This window comes from Microbacterium hibisci, from assembly GCF_015278255.1.
Taxonomy (GTDB): domain Bacteria; phylum Actinomycetota; class Actinomycetes; order Actinomycetales; family Microbacteriaceae; genus Microbacterium; species Microbacterium hibisci.
The window spans coordinates 45,987-62,322 of sequence record NZ_JADIJC010000002.1 but is presented as its reverse complement, the minus strand read 5'-3'; the positions used below and the strand labels follow the sequence as shown (position 1 = coordinate 62,322).

The 16,336-nt window shown below is 70.6% G+C and carries 11 protein-coding genes; 9 read left to right on the top strand and 2 right to left on the bottom strand.

Annotated features, from left to right (window positions below):
• Nucleotides 1–50: 50 nt before the first annotated feature.
• The 9 genes from IM770_RS04460 to IM770_RS04420 all read left to right on the top strand — a co-directional run bounded on the left by IM770_RS04460 (nucleotide 51) and on the right by IM770_RS04420 (nucleotide 11,341).
• Complete coding sequence (locus IM770_RS04460) at nucleotides 51–1,046, top strand: carbohydrate ABC transporter permease (protein ID WP_203579938.1); 996 nt, start codon at nucleotides 51–53, stop codon at nucleotides 1,044–1,046.
• A complete protein-coding gene (locus tag IM770_RS04455) occupies nucleotides 1,043–1,978 on the top strand; it encodes a carbohydrate ABC transporter permease (protein ID WP_203579937.1) in 936 nt (311 codons plus the stop codon). Before IM770_RS04460 ends, IM770_RS04455 begins: the two co-directional genes overlap by 4 nt.
• A gap of 10 nt (nucleotides 1,979–1,988) precedes the next feature.
• A complete protein-coding gene (locus IM770_RS04450) occupies nucleotides 1,989–2,636 on the top strand; it encodes a DUF624 domain-containing protein (protein WP_203579936.1) in 648 nt (215 codons plus the stop codon).
• Nucleotides 2,637–2,685: 49 nt separating this feature from the next.
• Nucleotides 2,686–4,785, top strand: coding sequence for a beta-galactosidase (locus IM770_RS04445; protein ID WP_203579935.1), 2,100 nt, complete (start codon nucleotides 2,686–2,688; stop codon nucleotides 4,783–4,785).
• A 128-nt stretch (nucleotides 4,786–4,913) separates the two neighbouring features.
• A complete protein-coding gene (gene arfA / locus IM770_RS04440; RefSeq protein WP_307785376.1) occupies nucleotides 4,914–6,443 on the top strand; it encodes an arabinosylfuranosidase ArfA in 1,530 nt (509 codons plus the stop codon).
• A gap of 145 nt (nucleotides 6,444–6,588) precedes the next feature.
• Nucleotides 6,589–7,893 carry an alpha-galactosidase gene (locus tag IM770_RS04435; protein ID WP_239065788.1) on the top strand — a complete coding sequence of 435 codons (1,305 nt, stop codon included), beginning with the start codon at nucleotides 6,589–6,591 and terminating at the stop codon, nucleotides 7,891–7,893.
• A gap of 140 nt (nucleotides 7,894–8,033) precedes the next feature.
• A complete protein-coding gene (locus IM770_RS04430; protein ID WP_203579933.1) occupies nucleotides 8,034–9,236 on the top strand; it encodes a Gfo/Idh/MocA family protein in 1,203 nt (400 codons plus the stop codon).
• A gap of 12 nt (nucleotides 9,237–9,248) precedes the next feature.
• On the top strand, nucleotides 9,249–10,466 hold the full coding sequence (locus IM770_RS04425; RefSeq protein WP_203579932.1) for a dihydrodipicolinate synthase family protein: 1,218 nt from the start codon (nucleotides 9,249–9,251) through the stop codon (nucleotides 10,464–10,466).
• The gene (locus tag IM770_RS04420; protein WP_203579931.1) at nucleotides 10,463–11,341 is read left to right on the top strand and encodes a sugar phosphate isomerase/epimerase family protein; all 879 of its coding nucleotides are present in this window, start codon (nucleotides 10,463–10,465) and stop codon (nucleotides 11,339–11,341) included. The genes IM770_RS04425 and IM770_RS04420 overlap by 4 nt, the downstream gene beginning before the upstream one ends.
• Nucleotides 11,342–11,426: 85 nt before the next feature.
• Here the strand turns inward: IM770_RS04420 and IM770_RS04415 are convergent, their stop codons facing one another.
• Both IM770_RS04415 and IM770_RS04410 read right to left on the bottom strand, forming a co-directional pair.
• Nucleotides 11,427–14,477 carry an alpha-mannosidase gene (locus tag IM770_RS04415; protein ID WP_203579930.1) on the bottom strand — a complete coding sequence of 1,017 codons (3,051 nt, stop codon included), beginning with the start codon at nucleotides 14,475–14,477 and terminating at the stop codon, nucleotides 11,427–11,429.
• Nucleotides 14,474–16,330 carry a glycoside hydrolase family 3 protein gene (locus tag IM770_RS04410; RefSeq protein WP_307785375.1) on the bottom strand — a complete coding sequence of 619 codons (1,857 nt, stop codon included), beginning with the start codon at nucleotides 16,328–16,330 and terminating at the stop codon, nucleotides 14,474–14,476. The genes IM770_RS04415 and IM770_RS04410 overlap by 4 nt, the downstream gene beginning before the upstream one ends.
• Nucleotides 16,331–16,336: the final 6 nt, after the last annotated feature.

Genomic DNA, 16,336 nt, shown 5'->3' with positions numbered 1-16,336 from the left:
CCCGGGCCCGGAACACCACTCCTCCTCAGAACCCGCATCGGAGAGTCCTCGTGAGCACCACAGCGACCAGAGTCATCGTGACCGGTGAGAAGTCATCGCGCCGGTCCCTGTTCCGCAAGCCCCGGCCGGAGCAGGTCAACCGTCCCGGTCAGCGGCAGCGCGCGGTGCGCGAGACCCTCTCCGGCTACGGGTTCCTCGTGCCGTGGCTGATCGGCTTCTTCGGCCTCACGCTGATCCCGATGGCGTACTCGCTGTACCTGTCGTTCACGAGCTACAACATCTTCTCGCCGCCCAAGTGGATCGGCTTCGACAACTACATCCGGATGTTCACGTCCGACCCGGCGTTCATCCAGTCGGCGCAGATCACCCTCGTCTACGTGCTGGTGGGAACCCCGATCACCCTCGGCGCCGCTCTCGCGGTCGCCATGCTCCTGAACTACCGCGACCGGGGTGCGGGCTTCTTCCGCTCCGCGTTCTACGCCCCGTCGCTGATCGGCGGATCGGTGTCGGTCGCGATCGTATGGCGCGCGATGTTCGCCTCCGACGGCCCCGTCGACAACGCGCTGTCGGCGATCGGCATCGACCTCGGCGGCTGGATCGGCAACCCGGCGCTCGTGCCGCCGATGATGATCCTGCTCGCGGTGTGGCAGTTCGGCGCCACCATGGTCATCTTCCTCGCCGGTCTCAAGCAGATCCCGAAGGAGCTGTACGAGGCGGCCGAAATGGACGGCGCCAACGCCTGGCACCGCTTCCGCGCCGTCACCCTCCCGATGCTGAGCCCGGTCATCTTCTTCAACCTGCTGCTCGGCCTGATCGGTGCGTTCCAGGTCTTCACCCAGGCGTACATCATCTCCAACGGCACCGGCGGCCCGGCCGGCATGACGAACTTCATCACCCTCTACCTGTACAAGCGCGGCTTCTCTGACGGCCAGATGGGCTACGCCGCCGCCATCGCGTGGGTGCTGCTGGTCGTCGTCGCGATCATCGCCTTCATCCTCTTCCGCACCCAGCGCTCCTGGGTCCACTACGCCGGAGACAACCGATGACCACCACATCCTCGTTCGGCGAGAACGCCCTCGTCCTCACCGAGAACCAGGTCGACCCCGACCAGAAGGCCGCCCCCACGCCCCGACGCGGCGTCAAGCGCAAGACGTGGCAGACCGTCATCTGGTTCGTGGTCCTCCTCGCCATCACCGCGATCGTGCTGTACCCGCTGGTGTGGCTGCTGTTCGCCACCTTCAAGCCGAACAGCGAGTTCGGCCAGAACATGGGCCTGCTGCCGGCCAACCCGACGATCGACAACTACATCAAGGTGCTCGAGGGGATCGCCGGCGTGCCGATGTGGCGGTTCTACGTGAACTCGCTCATCATCGCCGTGGGCTCGGTCGTCGGCGTCCTGCTGTCGTCGGCGCTGGCCGCGTACGCGTTCGCCCGCATCCAGTTCAAGGGGCTCGGCATCCTGTTCGCGGCGATGATCGGCACGCTGCTGCTGCCGTTCCACGTCGTGATCATCCCGCAGTACATCATCTTCCAGCGCCTCGACCTGATCGACACCTTCGTGCCGCTGCTGCTGCCGAAGTTCCTCGCCACCGAAGCGTTCTTCGTCTTCCTGCTGGTGCAGTTCATCCGCCAGATGCCGCGCGACATGGACGAGGCGGCCCGCATCGACGGCGCCGGCCACATGCGCATCTTCTGGTCGATCATCCTGCCGCTGATCAAGCCCGCCCTGATCACGTGCTCGATCTTCGCCTTCATCTGGTCGTGGAACGACTTCCTCGGGCCCCTGCTGTACCTCACCAGCCCCGAGAACTACCCGCTGCCCATCGCGCTGCGTCTCTACAACGACCAGACCTCGTCGAGCGACTACGGCGCCACCGTCGCGGCATCCTTCGTCGCCCTCCTTCCCGTCCTCCTCTTCTTCCTGGTGTTCCAGCGCTTCCTCGTCGACGGCGTCGCCACCCAGGGCCTCAAGGGATAGGACGACCACCATGGACCGCCGAGAACTCCGCGCCGCGCGTCGTGCCGACGCGTCGGGCAGCGGCCCCACGCTCGAAGAGCGCGAGCCCGCCCGCTACCCGGGCGCCAAGGGAGCCTTCGCCCTCTTCGGCGAGGTGCTGCTGACGGGCCTGCTCGTCACCGCGGCCGGACTTCTCGTCGTGACCCTGCCGGCCGCCCTGGCCGCCGGCATCCGTCATCTCCGCCGCTATGTGAACGCCGAGCAGTCGCACGTGCGCACGTTCTGGCAGGACTGGCGCAGAGCTCTGCCGGGCGGCCTGGTCGTCGGCGTCGTCGGGGTGGTGCTCGCGCTGCTGCTGGTGCTCGACATCGACCTGGCGAACTCCGGCGCCCTGCCCGGCGGCGCCCTCGTCTCGGTCGTCGGCTGGGTCGGCCTCGTCGCCGGTGCGGCGGCGCTGCTGATCGCGGCCGGCGCGTGGGCCCCCGAGGGCGGCTGGCGCGCCGCGATCCGCGGCATCCCGTCGGCCGTCGCCGGCGACCCGATCGCCGGTGTCTACCTCGCCGCCGCCGCGGTGCTCGTCGGCGTCGTCACCTGGATGCTGCTGCCGCTGCTCATCGCGGGGCTCGGCTGCGCCGCGTTCGCCGTCGTCGCCGTGCCCGCCCGCCGCGGCCGCCGCTGACCCTCTCCCTTTCCCCGCTCGAAACCCCAGCCAGAAGGAGCTGCTCGACGTGCTGTACGGCGCCGACTACAACCCCGACCAGTGGCCCGAGGAGGTGTGGGACGAGGACGTCCGCCTCATGCAGGAGGCCGGTGTCAACATCGTGAGCCTCGGGATCTTCGCCTGGTCGCGCATCCAGCCCGCCGAGGACGTGTGGGACTTCGACTGGCTCGACACGGTCATCGACAAGCTGCACGCCGGCGGCATCGCGGTGAACCTCGCCACGGCGACCGCCTCTCCCCCGCCGTGGGTGAGCGCGACCTACCCCGAGACGCTGCCCGCAGACGAGTCGGGCGCCACCTACTGGCCCGGCAGCCGGCAGCACTTCGCGCCGTCGTCGCCCGTGTATCGCCGCCTCGCCGGCGAGCTGGTGCGCCGCCTCGCCGAGCGCTACGTCGACCACCCCGGCGTGGTCATGTGGCACATCGGCAACGAGTTCGGCTGCCACCTGTGGATGGACTTCTCGGATGCCGCGCGCGACGCCTACCGCGGGTGGCTCGAGGAGCGGTACGCCACCGTCGACGCGCTCAACGACGCATGGGGCACGAGCTTCTGGTCGCAGCGGTACGGCGGCTTCGACGAGATCTTCCCCCCGCGGCTCGCGCCGTACAGCCACAACCCGTCGTCGATGCTCGACTGGCGCCGCTTCACCAGCGACATGTGGCTCGAGTGCTACCTCATGGAGCGTGAGATCCTGCAGGCCGCCGGCGCGACGCAGCCGATCACGACGAACTTCATGGGGCCCTTCAAGCCCGCGGACTACCGCAAGTGGGCGCCGTTCATGGACGTGATCGCCGACGACTGCTACCCCGACCCCGCCAACCCGAACCGCGTGCGCGACGCCGCCTTCCAGCGCGACCTCGTCCGCTCGCTCAAGCCGGGCGTGCCGTGGCTGCTGTGGGAGCAGGCGACGGATGCCGTCAACTGGCGTCCCGCGAACCCGGGCAAGCGCCCCGGCGCCCTGGTCGCCGAGACCGCGCAGTCCATCGCCCGCGGCGCCGACGGCATCATGTTCTTCCAGTGGCGCCAGTCCCGCGCCGGCAGCGAGAAGTTCCACTCGGCGATGCTGCCGCACGCCGGCACCGAGACGCGCACGTGGGACGCGGTCACCGAGCTCGGAGCCCGGCTCGCCGCCCTTCCCACCCTCCCCGCACCCGGTCGCGACGCGCAGGTAGCCCTCGTGTTCGACTGGGAGAACTGGTGGGCCGTCGAGGAGCGCGACCACCCGACCGAGATCGACTACCTCGCACTCACGCTCGAGTGGTACGGCGCCTTCCACGCGCGCGGCATCCAGGTCGACATCATCGGTCCCGAAGAGGCCGAGGGCTACGAGCTCGTCGTCGCCCCCGCCCTCTACCTCCTTCGCGACGAGGGCGCCGCGGCGCTCACCCGCTTCGTCGAGGCCGGCGGCACGCTGCTGACCGGTCCCTTCACCGACATCGTCGACGCCCACGATCAGTTCCGCGACGGCGGCTTCCTCACGCAGCTCGGCCCGGTGCTCGGCCTGCGGTTCGAGGACTTCGGCGCCCTCGCCGGCACGTCGGCGGGGGCGGCGGGCGTCGGCGCGCTGAACGGCGACGCGGTCCAGGCGGCACGCAGCGCGGCCGCGCGCGGCGTCGTCGCCTTCGACCTCGAGGGCGCGGAGCTCTCGGGCCGCTTCGTCGCCGAGGCCGTGCACGCGACCGGGGCGACGGTCGTCGCCAGTTTCGCCTCCGGCCTGCAGACCGGCGCTCCCGCGCTGACGCGCCACCGCTTCGGCGCCGGCGAGGCCTGGTACGTCGCGACGCAGCCCGTGGGCAACGGCGCTTCGGCCGCCGGGCCCGTGGTCGACAGCGTCGGCGCGGTCGTCGCGGCCGTGGTCGCGGCATCCGGCGTCCGTCCCGTCGTCGCGGGCCTGCCCGCCGGCGTCGAAGCCGCCCGTCGCGGCGACCTCGTCACGCTGATCAACCACAGCGACGCGCGCGTCGAGATCGCCATCGAGGGGACGGATGCCGAGACCGGCGTCGCCGTCGACCGCGTGGTGCTCGACGCCCAGGGCGTGGCCTTCGTCTCCGCGCCCGCCAGCACAGCCGCCGAAGCTCCCGACCGCGACGCGGTGACGATCGCCTGAGCACCCTCGCCCGAGGGCGGATGGAGTGAGGGATGCCGTGGCGCGGGGCCGCGGCATCCGTCTTCCGAGGAAGATCCGTGACCGACATCCCGCATCCGCACCCCGACCGAACCGATGAAAGGCCGCCCGTGACCGCTTCGCACGACGCCTCCGCCCGCCTCGATCCGCACCACGAGATCGCCGACATCGACCGCCGCCTGTTCGGCGGCTTCGTCGAGCACCTCGGCCGCCACATCTACGACGGCATCTTCGAGCCGGGGCACCCGTCGGCCGACGACGAGGGCTTCCGCACCGACGTGATCGACCTCGTGAAGGAGCTCGGCGTCAGCACCATCCGCTACCCCGGCGGCAACTTCGTGTCGGGGTACCGCTGGGAGGACGGCATCGGCCCGAAGGCCGACCGCCCCCGCCGTCTCGACCTCGCGTGGCACTCCACCGAGACGAACGAGGTGGGCCTCCATGAGTTCCAGGCGTGGCTCGACCGCGTCGGCAGCGAGCTGATGCTCGCCGTGAACCTCGGCACCCGCGGCACGCAGGAGGCGCTCGACCTGCTCGAGTACGCCAACATCGACACCCGCACGGAGTGGACCGACCAGCGCGCCGCGAACGGGCGCGAGACGCCGTTCGGCGTGAAGATGTGGTGCCTCGGCAACGAGATGGACGGCCCGTGGCAGGTCGGCCACCGCAACGCCGACGACTACGGCAAGCTCGCCTCGCGCACGGCCAAGGCGATGCGCATGGTCGACCCGGGCGTCGAGCTCGTCGTGTGCGGCTCGTCGGCGCGCTCGATGCCGACCTTCGGCTCGTGGGAGCGCACCGTGCTCGAGCACACGTTCGACGACGTCGACTTCATCTCGTGCCACTCCTACTACCAGGAGCAGGGCGGGAACGCGCAGGAGTTCCTCGCCTCGGGCGTCGACATGGCGCGCTTCATCGAGTCGGTCGTCGCGATCGCCGACACGGTGGCGGCCACCAAGAAGAGCGACAAGCGCATCATGATCTCGTTCGACGAGTGGAACGTCTGGTACCTCCACGACGACGAGGGCGGCCAGAACGACAAGCCCGAGGAGAAGGGCTGGCCGGTCGCGCCCCGGCTGCTCGAAGACAAGTACAACGCGCTGGACGCCGTCGTCTTCGGCGACCTCATGATCACGCTGCTCCAGCACGCCGACCGCGTGCGCTCAGCGTCGCTCGCGCAGCTGGTGAACGTGATCGCCCCGATCATGACCGAGCCCGGCGGCCCGGCGTGGCGCCAGACCACGTTCTTCCCGTTCTCGATCACCTCGCGCCTCGCTCAGGGTCGCGCCGTGCGCGTGCCGGTCTCGTCGGCGACGATCGCGACCGAGAAGCTCGGCGACGTCGACGCGCTGAACGCCGTCGCGACCATCGACGACGAGGGCGTGTCGCTCTTCGTGGTGAACCGTTCGACGACGGATGCCGCGACCCTGCGCGTCGACCTCGCACCGCTCGTGCGGGCCCTCCGCCGCGAGGTCGCCGTCGTCGAGTCGCATCTGCTGCACGACGACGACCTCTACGCCGCCAACACGCTCGACGACCGTGAGCGCGTCGGCGTGCGCGACGCCGGGGCATCCGTCGACGGCGAGGAGCTGTCGGTCGCGCTGCCCGCCGTATCGTGGGCCGCGATCCGGCTGGCCTGAGTCGCCGGCGCCCGCGAATCTCGGACATCCTGCGAATATTAGACGTCCCAGGCCGAAGCGTCCGATATTCGCGGGATCTCCGATTCCCACCCACCTGCCAGCGCGCTCTGCGGCGCAGGTCCGACGACGACAGGACGACAGAGCGATGACGCTGCGCAAGACCGCCACTCCCCCGATGGGCTGGAACAGCTGGGACTCGTACGGCACGACGGTGACCGAGGACGAGGTGCTCGCGAACGCCCGGTTCATGGCCGAGCACCTGCTGCCGTACGGGTGGGACACCGTCGTCGTCGACATCGACTGGGCCGACCCGACCGCGCGGTCGCACGGCTACAACGAGTCCGCACCGCTGGTCATCGACGAGTTCGGGCGGGTGCAGCCCGACCCGGTGCGCTTTCCGTCGTCGGCCGGCGGCGCCGGCTTCGCGCCGCTCGCCGCCCGCGTGCACGAGCTCGGCCTGAAGTTCGGCATCCACATCATGCGCGGCATCCCCCGCCTCGCCGTCGAGCGCGACCTGCCGGTACTCGGTGCCGGCGTCACCGCCTCGGCCGTCGCCGATCCGGCGAACGTGTGCGAGTGGAACCCGCACTACCTCGGCCTCGATCACGCGAAGCCCGGCGCGGCGGCGTACTACCACTCGATCGCCGACCAGTACGCGATGTGGGGCGTCGACTTCATCAAGGCCGACGACCTGCTGTGGCCCTACCAGGCCGCCGAGATCGAGGCCTTCTCGACGGCGATCGAGACGGCCCCGCGCGCGATCGCGCTGTCGCTCTCACCCGGGCGCGACCTGTCGGCGGCGCACCTCGAGCACCTGCGGGCGCATGCCACCATGTGGCGAGTCTGCGACGACCTGTGGGACAGGTGGGAAGACGTCGAGGCGAACTTCGCCCGCCTCGCGCGCTGGGCGCCGCTCGCCGGCCCTGACGGCTGGCCCGACGCCGACATGCTGCCGCTCGGCCGCATCGGACTCCGCGCCGAGCGCGGCGAGCCGCGCGAGGGCGCCCTGACCCTCGCGGAGCGGCGCACGCTGGTGACGCTGTGGGTCATGGCGCGTTCGCCCCTGATGATCGGCGGCGACCTGCCCACGAGCGCACCCGAGACCATCGCCCTCTTCACGAACGACGCGGTGCTCGAGATCCTGCGCGACTCGTCCCGCAATCGCGAGCTGCTGCGCGAGCGCGACCTCGTGGTCTGGGCGGCCGAACGCGGCGACGCCCGCTGGGTCGCCGTCTTCAACACCTCCGATAAGGCCCGGGACGAGCCTTTCGACACGCGCTCCCTCGGCCTCGGGCCGGCACCGGACGCGGTCGTCGACGTGTGGGATGCGGCATCCGTTCCCGTCGAGGCCGTTCACGAGCAGTCGGATGCCGCGCGCGGCGTCGCCCCCGGCGGCTCGGTCGTGCGGCTCTCGCTCGAGCCGCACGGGTGCGTGCTCTTGCGCGCGTGACGGATCGGTGATCGGATGCCGCTGGGAAAGCGCTTGCGCAGCATCCGATCCCATGGCACACTATTGGAAAGCGTTTACCCGCAACCGGACACCCGTGCCGGGCGGGTACTACAGGCCTTCAGAGAAGAAAGCAGGACCCCATGACCGACACGACACTCGCTCCCGCCTCGGCCGAGGCATCGGCCCGTCCGCAGGTGCGCGAGATCGGCATCATCATGAACGGCGTCTCGGGCCGCATGGGCTACCGTCAGCACCTCGTGCGCTCGATCCTCGCGATCCGCGAGCAGGGCGGCATTGAGCTGCCCGACGGCACCAAGGTCACCGTGAAGCCGCTCCTCGTCGGCCGCAGCGAGGCGAAGCTCGCCGAGCTCGCCGCCAAGCACGGCATCGAGGACTACACGACCGACCTCGACGCGGCCCTCGCCGACCCGCGCTGGGAGATCTACGCCGACTTCCTCGTCACCAAGGCGCGCGCCTCGGCCCTGCGCAAGGCGATCGCGGCCGGCAAGACCATCTACACCGAGAAGCCCACGGCCGAGACGGTCGACGAGGCCCTCGAGCTCGCCAAGCTCGCGCAGGAGGCCGGCGTCAAGACCGGCGTCGTGCACGACAAGCTCTACCTCCCGGGCCTGCAGAAGCTCAAGCGCCTCATCGACTCCGGCTTCTTCGGCCGCATCCTGTCGGTGCGCGGGGAGTTCGGCTACTGGGTCTTCGAGGGCGACTGGCAGCCCGCCCAGCGCCCGTCGTGGAACTACCGCGCCGAGGACGGCGGCGGCATCATCGTCGACATGTTCCCGCACTGGAACTACGTGCTCGAGAACCTCTTCGGCGAGGTCAAGACCGTCTACGCGCAGGCCGCCGTGCACATCCAGGACCGCTGGGACGAGAAGGGCGAGCACTACACCGCCACCGCGGAGGACGCCGCCTACGGCATCTTCGAGCTCGAGGGCGACATCGTGGCCCAGATCAACTCGTCGTGGACCGTGCGCGTGAACCGCGACGAGCTCGTCGAGTTCCACGTCGACGGCACCCACGGCTCGGCCGTGGTCGGCCTCTTCGGCGCGAAGATCCAGCACCGCAACGCCACCCCGAAGCCGGTGTGGAACCCCGACCTCGCCGACGACCACGACTACGACGCCGACTGGGCCGAGGTTCCGACCAACGACGTGTTCCAGAACGGCTTCCGCCAGCAGTGGGAGGAGTTCCTCGTGTCGTACGTCGAGGGCACCGACTACGAGTTCGACCTGCTGTCGGGCGCGCGCGGGGTGCTGCTGGCCGAGGCCGGTCTGCAGTCCAGCCGCGAAGGCCGCAAGGTCGAGCTGCCGACGCTGTCGCTGGACTGATCCGAGGCACGGATGACGAAGCTCAACCTCCTGGCCGTCGACGGAGCCCTCTCCGCCGTCGAGCTCAACGAATCACCCGGCTACACGAAGCCCGAGGGCGCCCTGCGCAGCCGCGTGGCGTACGCCGCGGCACACGTGGTCCCCAAGACCTCGGCCGACAACACTCCGGGTCAGCCGGCCGACGTGGACTGGGATGCGACGCTGGACTTCCGTCGCGCCGTGTACTCGTGGGGCCTGGGCGTCGCCGACGCCATGGACACCGCGCAGCGCAACATGGGTCTCGACGCCGCGGCGACGCGCGACCTGATCGCGCGTTCGGCCCAGGTCGCCCGCGAAGAGGGCGGCTCGGTCGTGGTCGGCGTCAACACCGACCACGTCGACGCCGAGCGGATCTCGCTCGACCAGGTCATCGACGCCTACAAGGAGCAGCTCCACTTCACCGAGGAGCAGGGCGCCGGTCCGGTGCTCATGGCATCGCGCCACCTGGCCCGCGTGGCGGAGTCGGCAGACGACTACCGCCGCGTCTACCGCGAGGTGCTGCAGTCCGCGACCGTGCCGGTGGTGCTCCACTGGCTCGGCACGGCGTTCGACCCGGCGCTCGAGGGCTACTTCGGCTCGCCCGACTGGCGCGAGGCGTCGTCGGTGCTGCTCGAGATCATCGAGGAGAACGTCGACAAGGTCGCGGGCGTCAAGATGAGCCTGCTGGACGCCGCCTCCGAGGTGTCGGTGCGCGAGCGCCTGCCCGAGGGCGTGCGCATGTTCACCGGCGACGACTTCAACTACGTGGGCCTCATCGGCGGGCAGGACGTGCCCGACGCGACGCAGCCCGAGCGCGACGCGAACTCGCCGCGCCAGCACTCCGACGCGCTGCTGGGCGCCTTCGCAGCGATCACGCCGGTCGCGTCGGCCGCCATCCAGGCGATCGACGCCGGCGACCCGGCGCGCTACCTCGAGATCCTCGGCCCCACCGAGGAGCTCAGCCGCCAGGTGTTCGCCGCGCCGACCTTCTACTACAAGACCGGCGTCGCGTTCCTGTCGTGGCTGAACGGCCACCAGTCCGCGTTCCAGATGGTCGGCGGGCTGCACTCCGCGCGCAGCCTCCCGCACCTGTCGCGCATCGTCGAGCTGGCCAACTCCTCGCTCGCGCTCGAGCAGCCCGAGCTGGCGGCCGTCCGCTGGCACGGCATGCTGCGCATCAACGGCATCGACGTCCCGGGGGTGCTCGCATGAGCGCCGACCCGCGCCTGTCGATCAACCAGGCGACGATCAAGTACGCCGATCTCGCCACCGCGCTGCGGGTGACCGCCGAGGCGGGCGTGCAGGCGATCGGCCTCTGGCGCGAGCCCGTGCAGGAGGTCGGTCTCGCGACCGCCGCCTCGATGCTCGCCGACTCGGGCCTGCGCTTCACCACGCACTGCCGCTCGGGCTTCTTCACGATGCCCGAGGGCGCGGCGCGCCGCGCGTCGATCGACGACAACCGCGTGGCGATCGAAGAGGCCGCCACGCTGGCGGCCGCCGGCGCCGAGGGCTCCACGGCGATCCTGGTGCTCGTGGCGGGCGGACTGCCCGAGGGCTCCCGCGACCTGGTGGGCGCGCGCGAGCGGGTGCGCGACGCCATCGGCGAGCTGGTTCCGGATGCCGCGTCCGCCGGCGTGACGCTCGCGATCGAGCCGCTGCACCCGATGTACGCGTCGGACCGCTGCGTCGTCTCGACGCTCGGGCAGGCGCTCGACATCGCGGCGGACTTCGACCCGGCCGTGGTCGGCGCCACCGTCGACACGTTCCACATCTGGTGGGATCCGGACGTCCTCTCCTCGATCGAGCGCGCCGGCCGCGAGGGCCGCATCGCGACGTACCAGGTGTGCGACTGGAAGACCCCGCTCCCCGCGGACGTGCTGCTCAGCCGCCACTACCCGGGCGACGGCGTCATCGACTTCGCGTCGCTGACGGCCGCCGTCGAGGCGACCGGCTACGACCGCGACATCGAGGTCGAGATCTTCAACGAGGAGATCTGGGCCACCGACCCGCTCCTCGCCGTGCAGCGCACGGCCGCCGGGTTCGCGGCATCCGTCTCCCCTCACCTGCGCGCTCGCGTCGCGAGCTGACGCGGCGCACGACTCGGAGCGCCCGCGGGGTCTTCGCCCCCGCGGGCGCTTCGTCGTCTGCGGGTGCACCGAGGCGGGCGTTCGCTCAGGTCGCGCGCCGGTACCGCAGTGTGACGATCTCGAAGGGGCGCAGGGTGAGGGTCACCGCGGCCGGATCGTCGCCGACGCGCGTCCTTCCGACGATCGTCCGCTCGAGCAGGTCGACCAGCTCGACGGCATCCGCGGCGAACGCGGGGCGGATGGTGGTCCGGCGGCGACCACCGGAGGCCTCGTAGAGCCGCACCACCACATCGCCGGTGCGGTCGTCGGCCAGCTTCACCGTCTCGACGATCACGTCGGCGCTGCTCGACGAGACGAGCGGCTCGACGGGCTCCGCCGCATCGATGAAGCGCAGGGAATGCGACATCCGCCGCCCTTCCTCGCGCGCATCGCCGATCGTCGCTGCGGGGCGGAGCGAGTAGCGCACCCGATGGCGTCCACGATCGGCGTTCGGGTCGGGGAAGCGCGCCCCACGGAGCACCGACATCTCGACCGTCGTCGTGGTCTGGCCGCTCGGACGGGTGACGCGATCGACGGAGTGGCCGTACGACGAGTCGTTCGCGATGGCGGCGCCGAAACCCGCCTCGTCAAGGTGCAGCCAGCGCTGGCCCGAGACCTCGAACCGCGCCTCGTCCCACGAGGTGTTGCGGTGGGTCGGCCGGCGCAGGTGACCGAACTGGGTCTCGGTCGAGGTCTCGTCGGCGTGCAGGTCCAGCGGGAACACCAGCTTCAGCAGCCGTCCGCGCTCCTGCCAGTCGATGTCGAGCGAGATGTCGAGAGCCGCGCGCCCGGGGCCGAGGGCGACGGTCTGCGTCACCGAGGATGACCCGAAGCTGCGGGTCGCGCGCACGAACACCGTCCCGGCATCCGTCCCCGCAGAGATCTCGTCGGTCTCGATGAGGTCGTGCGCATTGTGGCGGTAGTGGCGATCGATGTCCCACGCATCCCACTTGTCGGGGGAATCGCGGTGCAGTCGCAGCAGGCCCCCGGGCTCGCCTTCGGGGATGACCTCGCGGGCGTCGGCGCCGGCGAGCGACACGATCAGCCCACGGCGGTCGACAATGGCGCTCACCGTGCCGTTGCGCAGGAGCCAGCCGTCGGCGGTCTCCTCGACGACGGCCGCCGGGTGCTCGGCCGGGGTGCCGATGGAGAACGCGGCGACGCCATCGATGGCGACGGCCGCGGAGTTGACGGCGTACCCAGGAGTGGATGCGGGCTCGGCCTCGACGTCGGCGGTGGCTGCGAGAGCGGTCACGCTCCGCGCGACGATCTCCTGCAGATCGCGCTGGATGGCCTCGTGATCGGCTTCGGCCTCACGGTGCACCCACGCGATCGAGCTGCCGGGCAGGATGTCGTGGAACTGGAGCATGAGGACGCGCTTCCACAGGCGGTCAAGCTCGTCGTAGGGATACTCCGTGCCGCGGCGCACCGCGGCCGTCGCCGCCCACAGCTCCGCCTCGTGCAGCAGCTCCTCGCTGCGGCGGTTGCCCTGCTTGGTGCGCAGCTGACTGGTGAGCGTGCCGCGGTGCAGCTCGAGATACATCTCGCCGCGCCACACCGGCAGCTCCTCGCTCTCGGTCGACGCGCGCGCGTAGAAGTCGGCGGGTGCTCCGAGCACCACCCTCGGCGAGCCGTCCAGGTCGGCCTGCCGCCGCGCAGCCGCCACCATCTCGCGCGTCGGCCCGCCACCGCCGTCGCCCCAGCCGAACGGCGCGAGCGAGACGGTGCCGGCGTCGTGGTCGGCGAAGGTCCGCTCGGCGTGCGCGAGCTCGGCGGGCGACAGCTGTGCGTTGTAGGTCTCGATCGGAGGGAAGTGCGTGAAGATCCGCGTGCCGTCGAGGCCCTCCCACAGGAAGGTGTGGTGCGGCATGGCGTTGGTCTGATTCCACGAGATCTTCTGGGTCATGAACCAGTCCACACCGGCCAGTCGCATGATCTGGGGCAGCGCTGCCGAGTACCCGAAGGTGTCGGGAAGCCAGACCTCTCGGGTCTCGACGCCGAACTCCTCGAGGAAGAACCGCTTGCCGTACGTCAGCTGCCGGATGGTCGCCTCGCCGTTCGGCATGTTGGTGTCGGGTTCGACCCACTGGCTGCCCACGGGCACGAACTGGCCCGATGCGACCTTCTCGCGGATGCGCTCGAAGAGCTCGGGGTAGGCCGACTTCACCCATGCCAGCTGCTGAGCCTGCGAGCACACGAACCGGAAGTCGGCGTCCTCTTCCATCAGGGCCAGCGCGTTGGAGAACGAGCGGGCGCACTTGCGCACCGTCTCGCGCACCGGCCAGAGCCACGCGGTGTCGATGTGCGCGTGACCGGTCGCCAGCACGGTATGGGCGCTCGCCGCAGCCGGCGCCGCCAGCACGGCGGCGAGCGCATCGCGCCCCGCGGAGGCGGTGCCGTGGACGTCGTCGGGGTCGACGACGTCGAGCATGCGGTCGAGCGCGGCCCACAGCTGCGCGTGCCTCGGCGCCGTGGGCGGGAGCTCCGACGCGAGGCCTCGCACGGTCTCGATGTCTTGCAGCAGCTCCCAGACGCAACGGTCGACGAGAGCGACGTCGAGTCGGCGAAGCCGGTATTGCGGGGCGTCGCCGGCCGTCGCCGCATCACCCATCCGCGTGGCGCGCCAGTGCGACTCCGGCGGGATGCTCGGGTTGCCGGCGAGCTCGAGATAGAGGTCGATGTCACGTCCCACGACGGCGACGCGGGAGTTCCGCGGCGAGATCGCCTTGACGATCGTGCCGTCCGGCCGGAAGACCAGGCCCTCGCACTGGAAGCCCGGCATGTTGTCGTCGAAGCCGGGATCTACCACCACCTCGACGCGGTACCGGTCGTCGACGGGCCAGTCCTCGGGAACGCGGCCCCGTGCACGCAGCCACAGTGTGCTCCACGGGCGCCCCCACGCGGTGCCGACCGTGAACGGGGCGTACGCCTGTGCCGCTGCGTCGGCGAACGGCACGGGCTCGCCGGGCACCTCCCACGCCTCGAGGTCGAGTGGAGCGACCTTCGCGTAGACGGCCGCCCGCAGCGACTCGTCGAGCAGTCTCGAGATCCGATCCGCGACCCGCCCGGGGTCGGTCCTGATGCCGGCGCGCCTCATTCTGCGAACCCTACCCCGGCCATGATCGTTCCGCGCTGCGGCACCACGCGGTGCCCGACGGTGTAGAGCGGATCGGCGGTGTCGTGCGGCACGTCCTCCCGCGATTCGCGCACCGCCTGCATGGACCGCGGGATCTCGAACGGCAGGCTCCCCCGCGGCGCGATCTCGCCGGTCAGCGCCGCGACGTAGGCGGCGTCACTCGTGCCGAATGTGCCGGTGAGCACGGATGCGATCCGCTCGATCGGCGCGAGGATCGCGGGGCGTTCGAGCGCGACGTCGACGACGAGCGGCACCCTCGCCGCGATGTCGGCCAATCGGGAGACGAGTCCGGGGCGGAAGTCCAGCGATCCCTGGTGGAACAGCGACTCGAACAGCAGATCGTCCCGCGGCTCGAAGGGGGCTGCCAGGCGCACCACTGCGAGATCGGCATCGCCGACGTTCTCCACGACCTCGCCGAGGGTGGCCGCGACGTCCGGGGAGACGTTCTCGACGTAGACGCGGGAGCCGCGCTTCAGCGGCAGCATCCCCGCCCCGTCGGCGAGCACCGCGACGGCTTCCGCCTGCGCGCGGAAGCCTGCGGCGCGATGAGGGGCGCACCCGACGATCTGCTCTGCTGCGTCCTCATCGACATACGGGTCGTCGAAGAGCCCCAGACGGAACTTGAGCTCGAGGATCCGTCGTGCGGACTCGTCGAGTCGTGATTCGGCGACCACGCCCTCGCGCACCAGCGCGATCAGAAGGTCGACGCACTCCTCACCGCCGAACTGGTCGCAACCGGCGTCGAGGATCGCGACGATCCGCTCCCGTGGCGTCAGGTGCTCCACGCCCCACGCCTTCGCCGGGAGCACCTGCCCTTGCGCCACGTTGTCGTTCACGAGTTCCCAGTCGGTCACGACGACACCGTCGAACCCCAGCTGTTCACGGAGAAGACCCGTGACGATGCGCCGGTTGTATCCGAAGCCGACCGCCGGCACCGGCTCGTCGTCGAGCGTGAGTCCGACGGGCATGCCGTAGTACGGCATCATGCCCGCCGTTCCGCATGCGATCGCCGCGCGGAACGGCCCGAGGTGCAGATCGAAGGCATCGCCGGGGTACACCTGCTCGCGGCCGTAGGGGAAGTGTGCGTCCTCACCGTCCTGCTGCGGTCCGGCACCGGGGAAGTGCTTCGACACGCAGGCGACGGAAGCGGTCCCGATGCCGTCGCCCTGGAAGCCCGCGATATAGGCGGCGAGTGCACGTGCAGTGCGGTCCGGGTCTGCGCCGAACGTGTGCAGCTGCCGTCCCCATCGCGGCTCGGTCGCGAGGTCGATCTGCGGGTGCAGCGCCATCCGGATGCCGACGGCCAGATATTCGCGGCGCGCGATGTCGGCGAAGGCACGGATGTCGTCGTCATCCAGCCCCGCCATCCCGAGCGGCTCCGGCCACTGCGAGAACGATCCTGCGGTGAACGACGTGCCGGCGTTCTCGACGAAGGCGTGACGCGGGTCGGTGCTGATGGTGACCGGGATGCCGTGGGGTGTCTCCTCCGCCAGGCGTTGCAGCGCATTCGCCCATCTGGCCGCCTCCCGCGGCGAGCCGAGGGCGTGCACGTTGAAGTGGTTCATCCGCTTGTCGAGGACGACCGAGCGAGTCGGGGACTTGCTCAGGGCACCGGGTGCGTCGAGGAGAGTGCCGTCCGGTCCGCTTTCGATCACGGTGTGGAACATGAGGCCGGCCTTCTCCTCGAGGCTGAGCCGCGGGAGCAGGTCCGCGGTGCGGGCTTCCGGGGAGAGCCGAGGGTCCTCGTACGGATCGAGGCGGCCGTTGTGGTTCAGGTCGCGCCACGGCGGACCGTCGGGAGATGTGTGGAGCACTGCTGT

Excerpts from the sequence above, each read along its gene's own strand:
- IM770_RS04455 (WP_203579937.1), top strand. The coding sequence starts at position 1,043 with ATGACCACCACATCCTCGTTCGGCGAGAACGCCCTCGTCCTCACCGAG.
- IM770_RS04450 (WP_203579936.1), top strand. The coding sequence starts at position 1,989 with ATGGACCGCCGAGAACTCCGCGCCGCGCGTCGTGCCGACGCGTCGGGC.
- IM770_RS04435 (WP_239065788.1), top strand. The coding sequence starts at position 6,589 with ATGACGCTGCGCAAGACCGCCACTCCCCCGATGGGCTGGAACAGCTGG.
- IM770_RS04430 (WP_203579933.1), top strand. The coding sequence starts at position 8,034 with ATGACCGACACGACACTCGCTCCCGCCTCGGCCGAGGCATCGGCCCGT.
- IM770_RS04425 (WP_203579932.1), top strand. The coding sequence starts at position 9,249 with ATGACGAAGCTCAACCTCCTGGCCGTCGACGGAGCCCTCTCCGCCGTC.
- IM770_RS04420 (WP_203579931.1), top strand. The coding sequence starts at position 10,463 with ATGAGCGCCGACCCGCGCCTGTCGATCAACCAGGCGACGATCAAGTAC.
- IM770_RS04415 (WP_203579930.1), bottom strand. The coding sequence starts at position 14,477 with ATGAGGCGCGCCGGCATCAGGACCGACCCCGGGCGGGTCGCGGATCGG.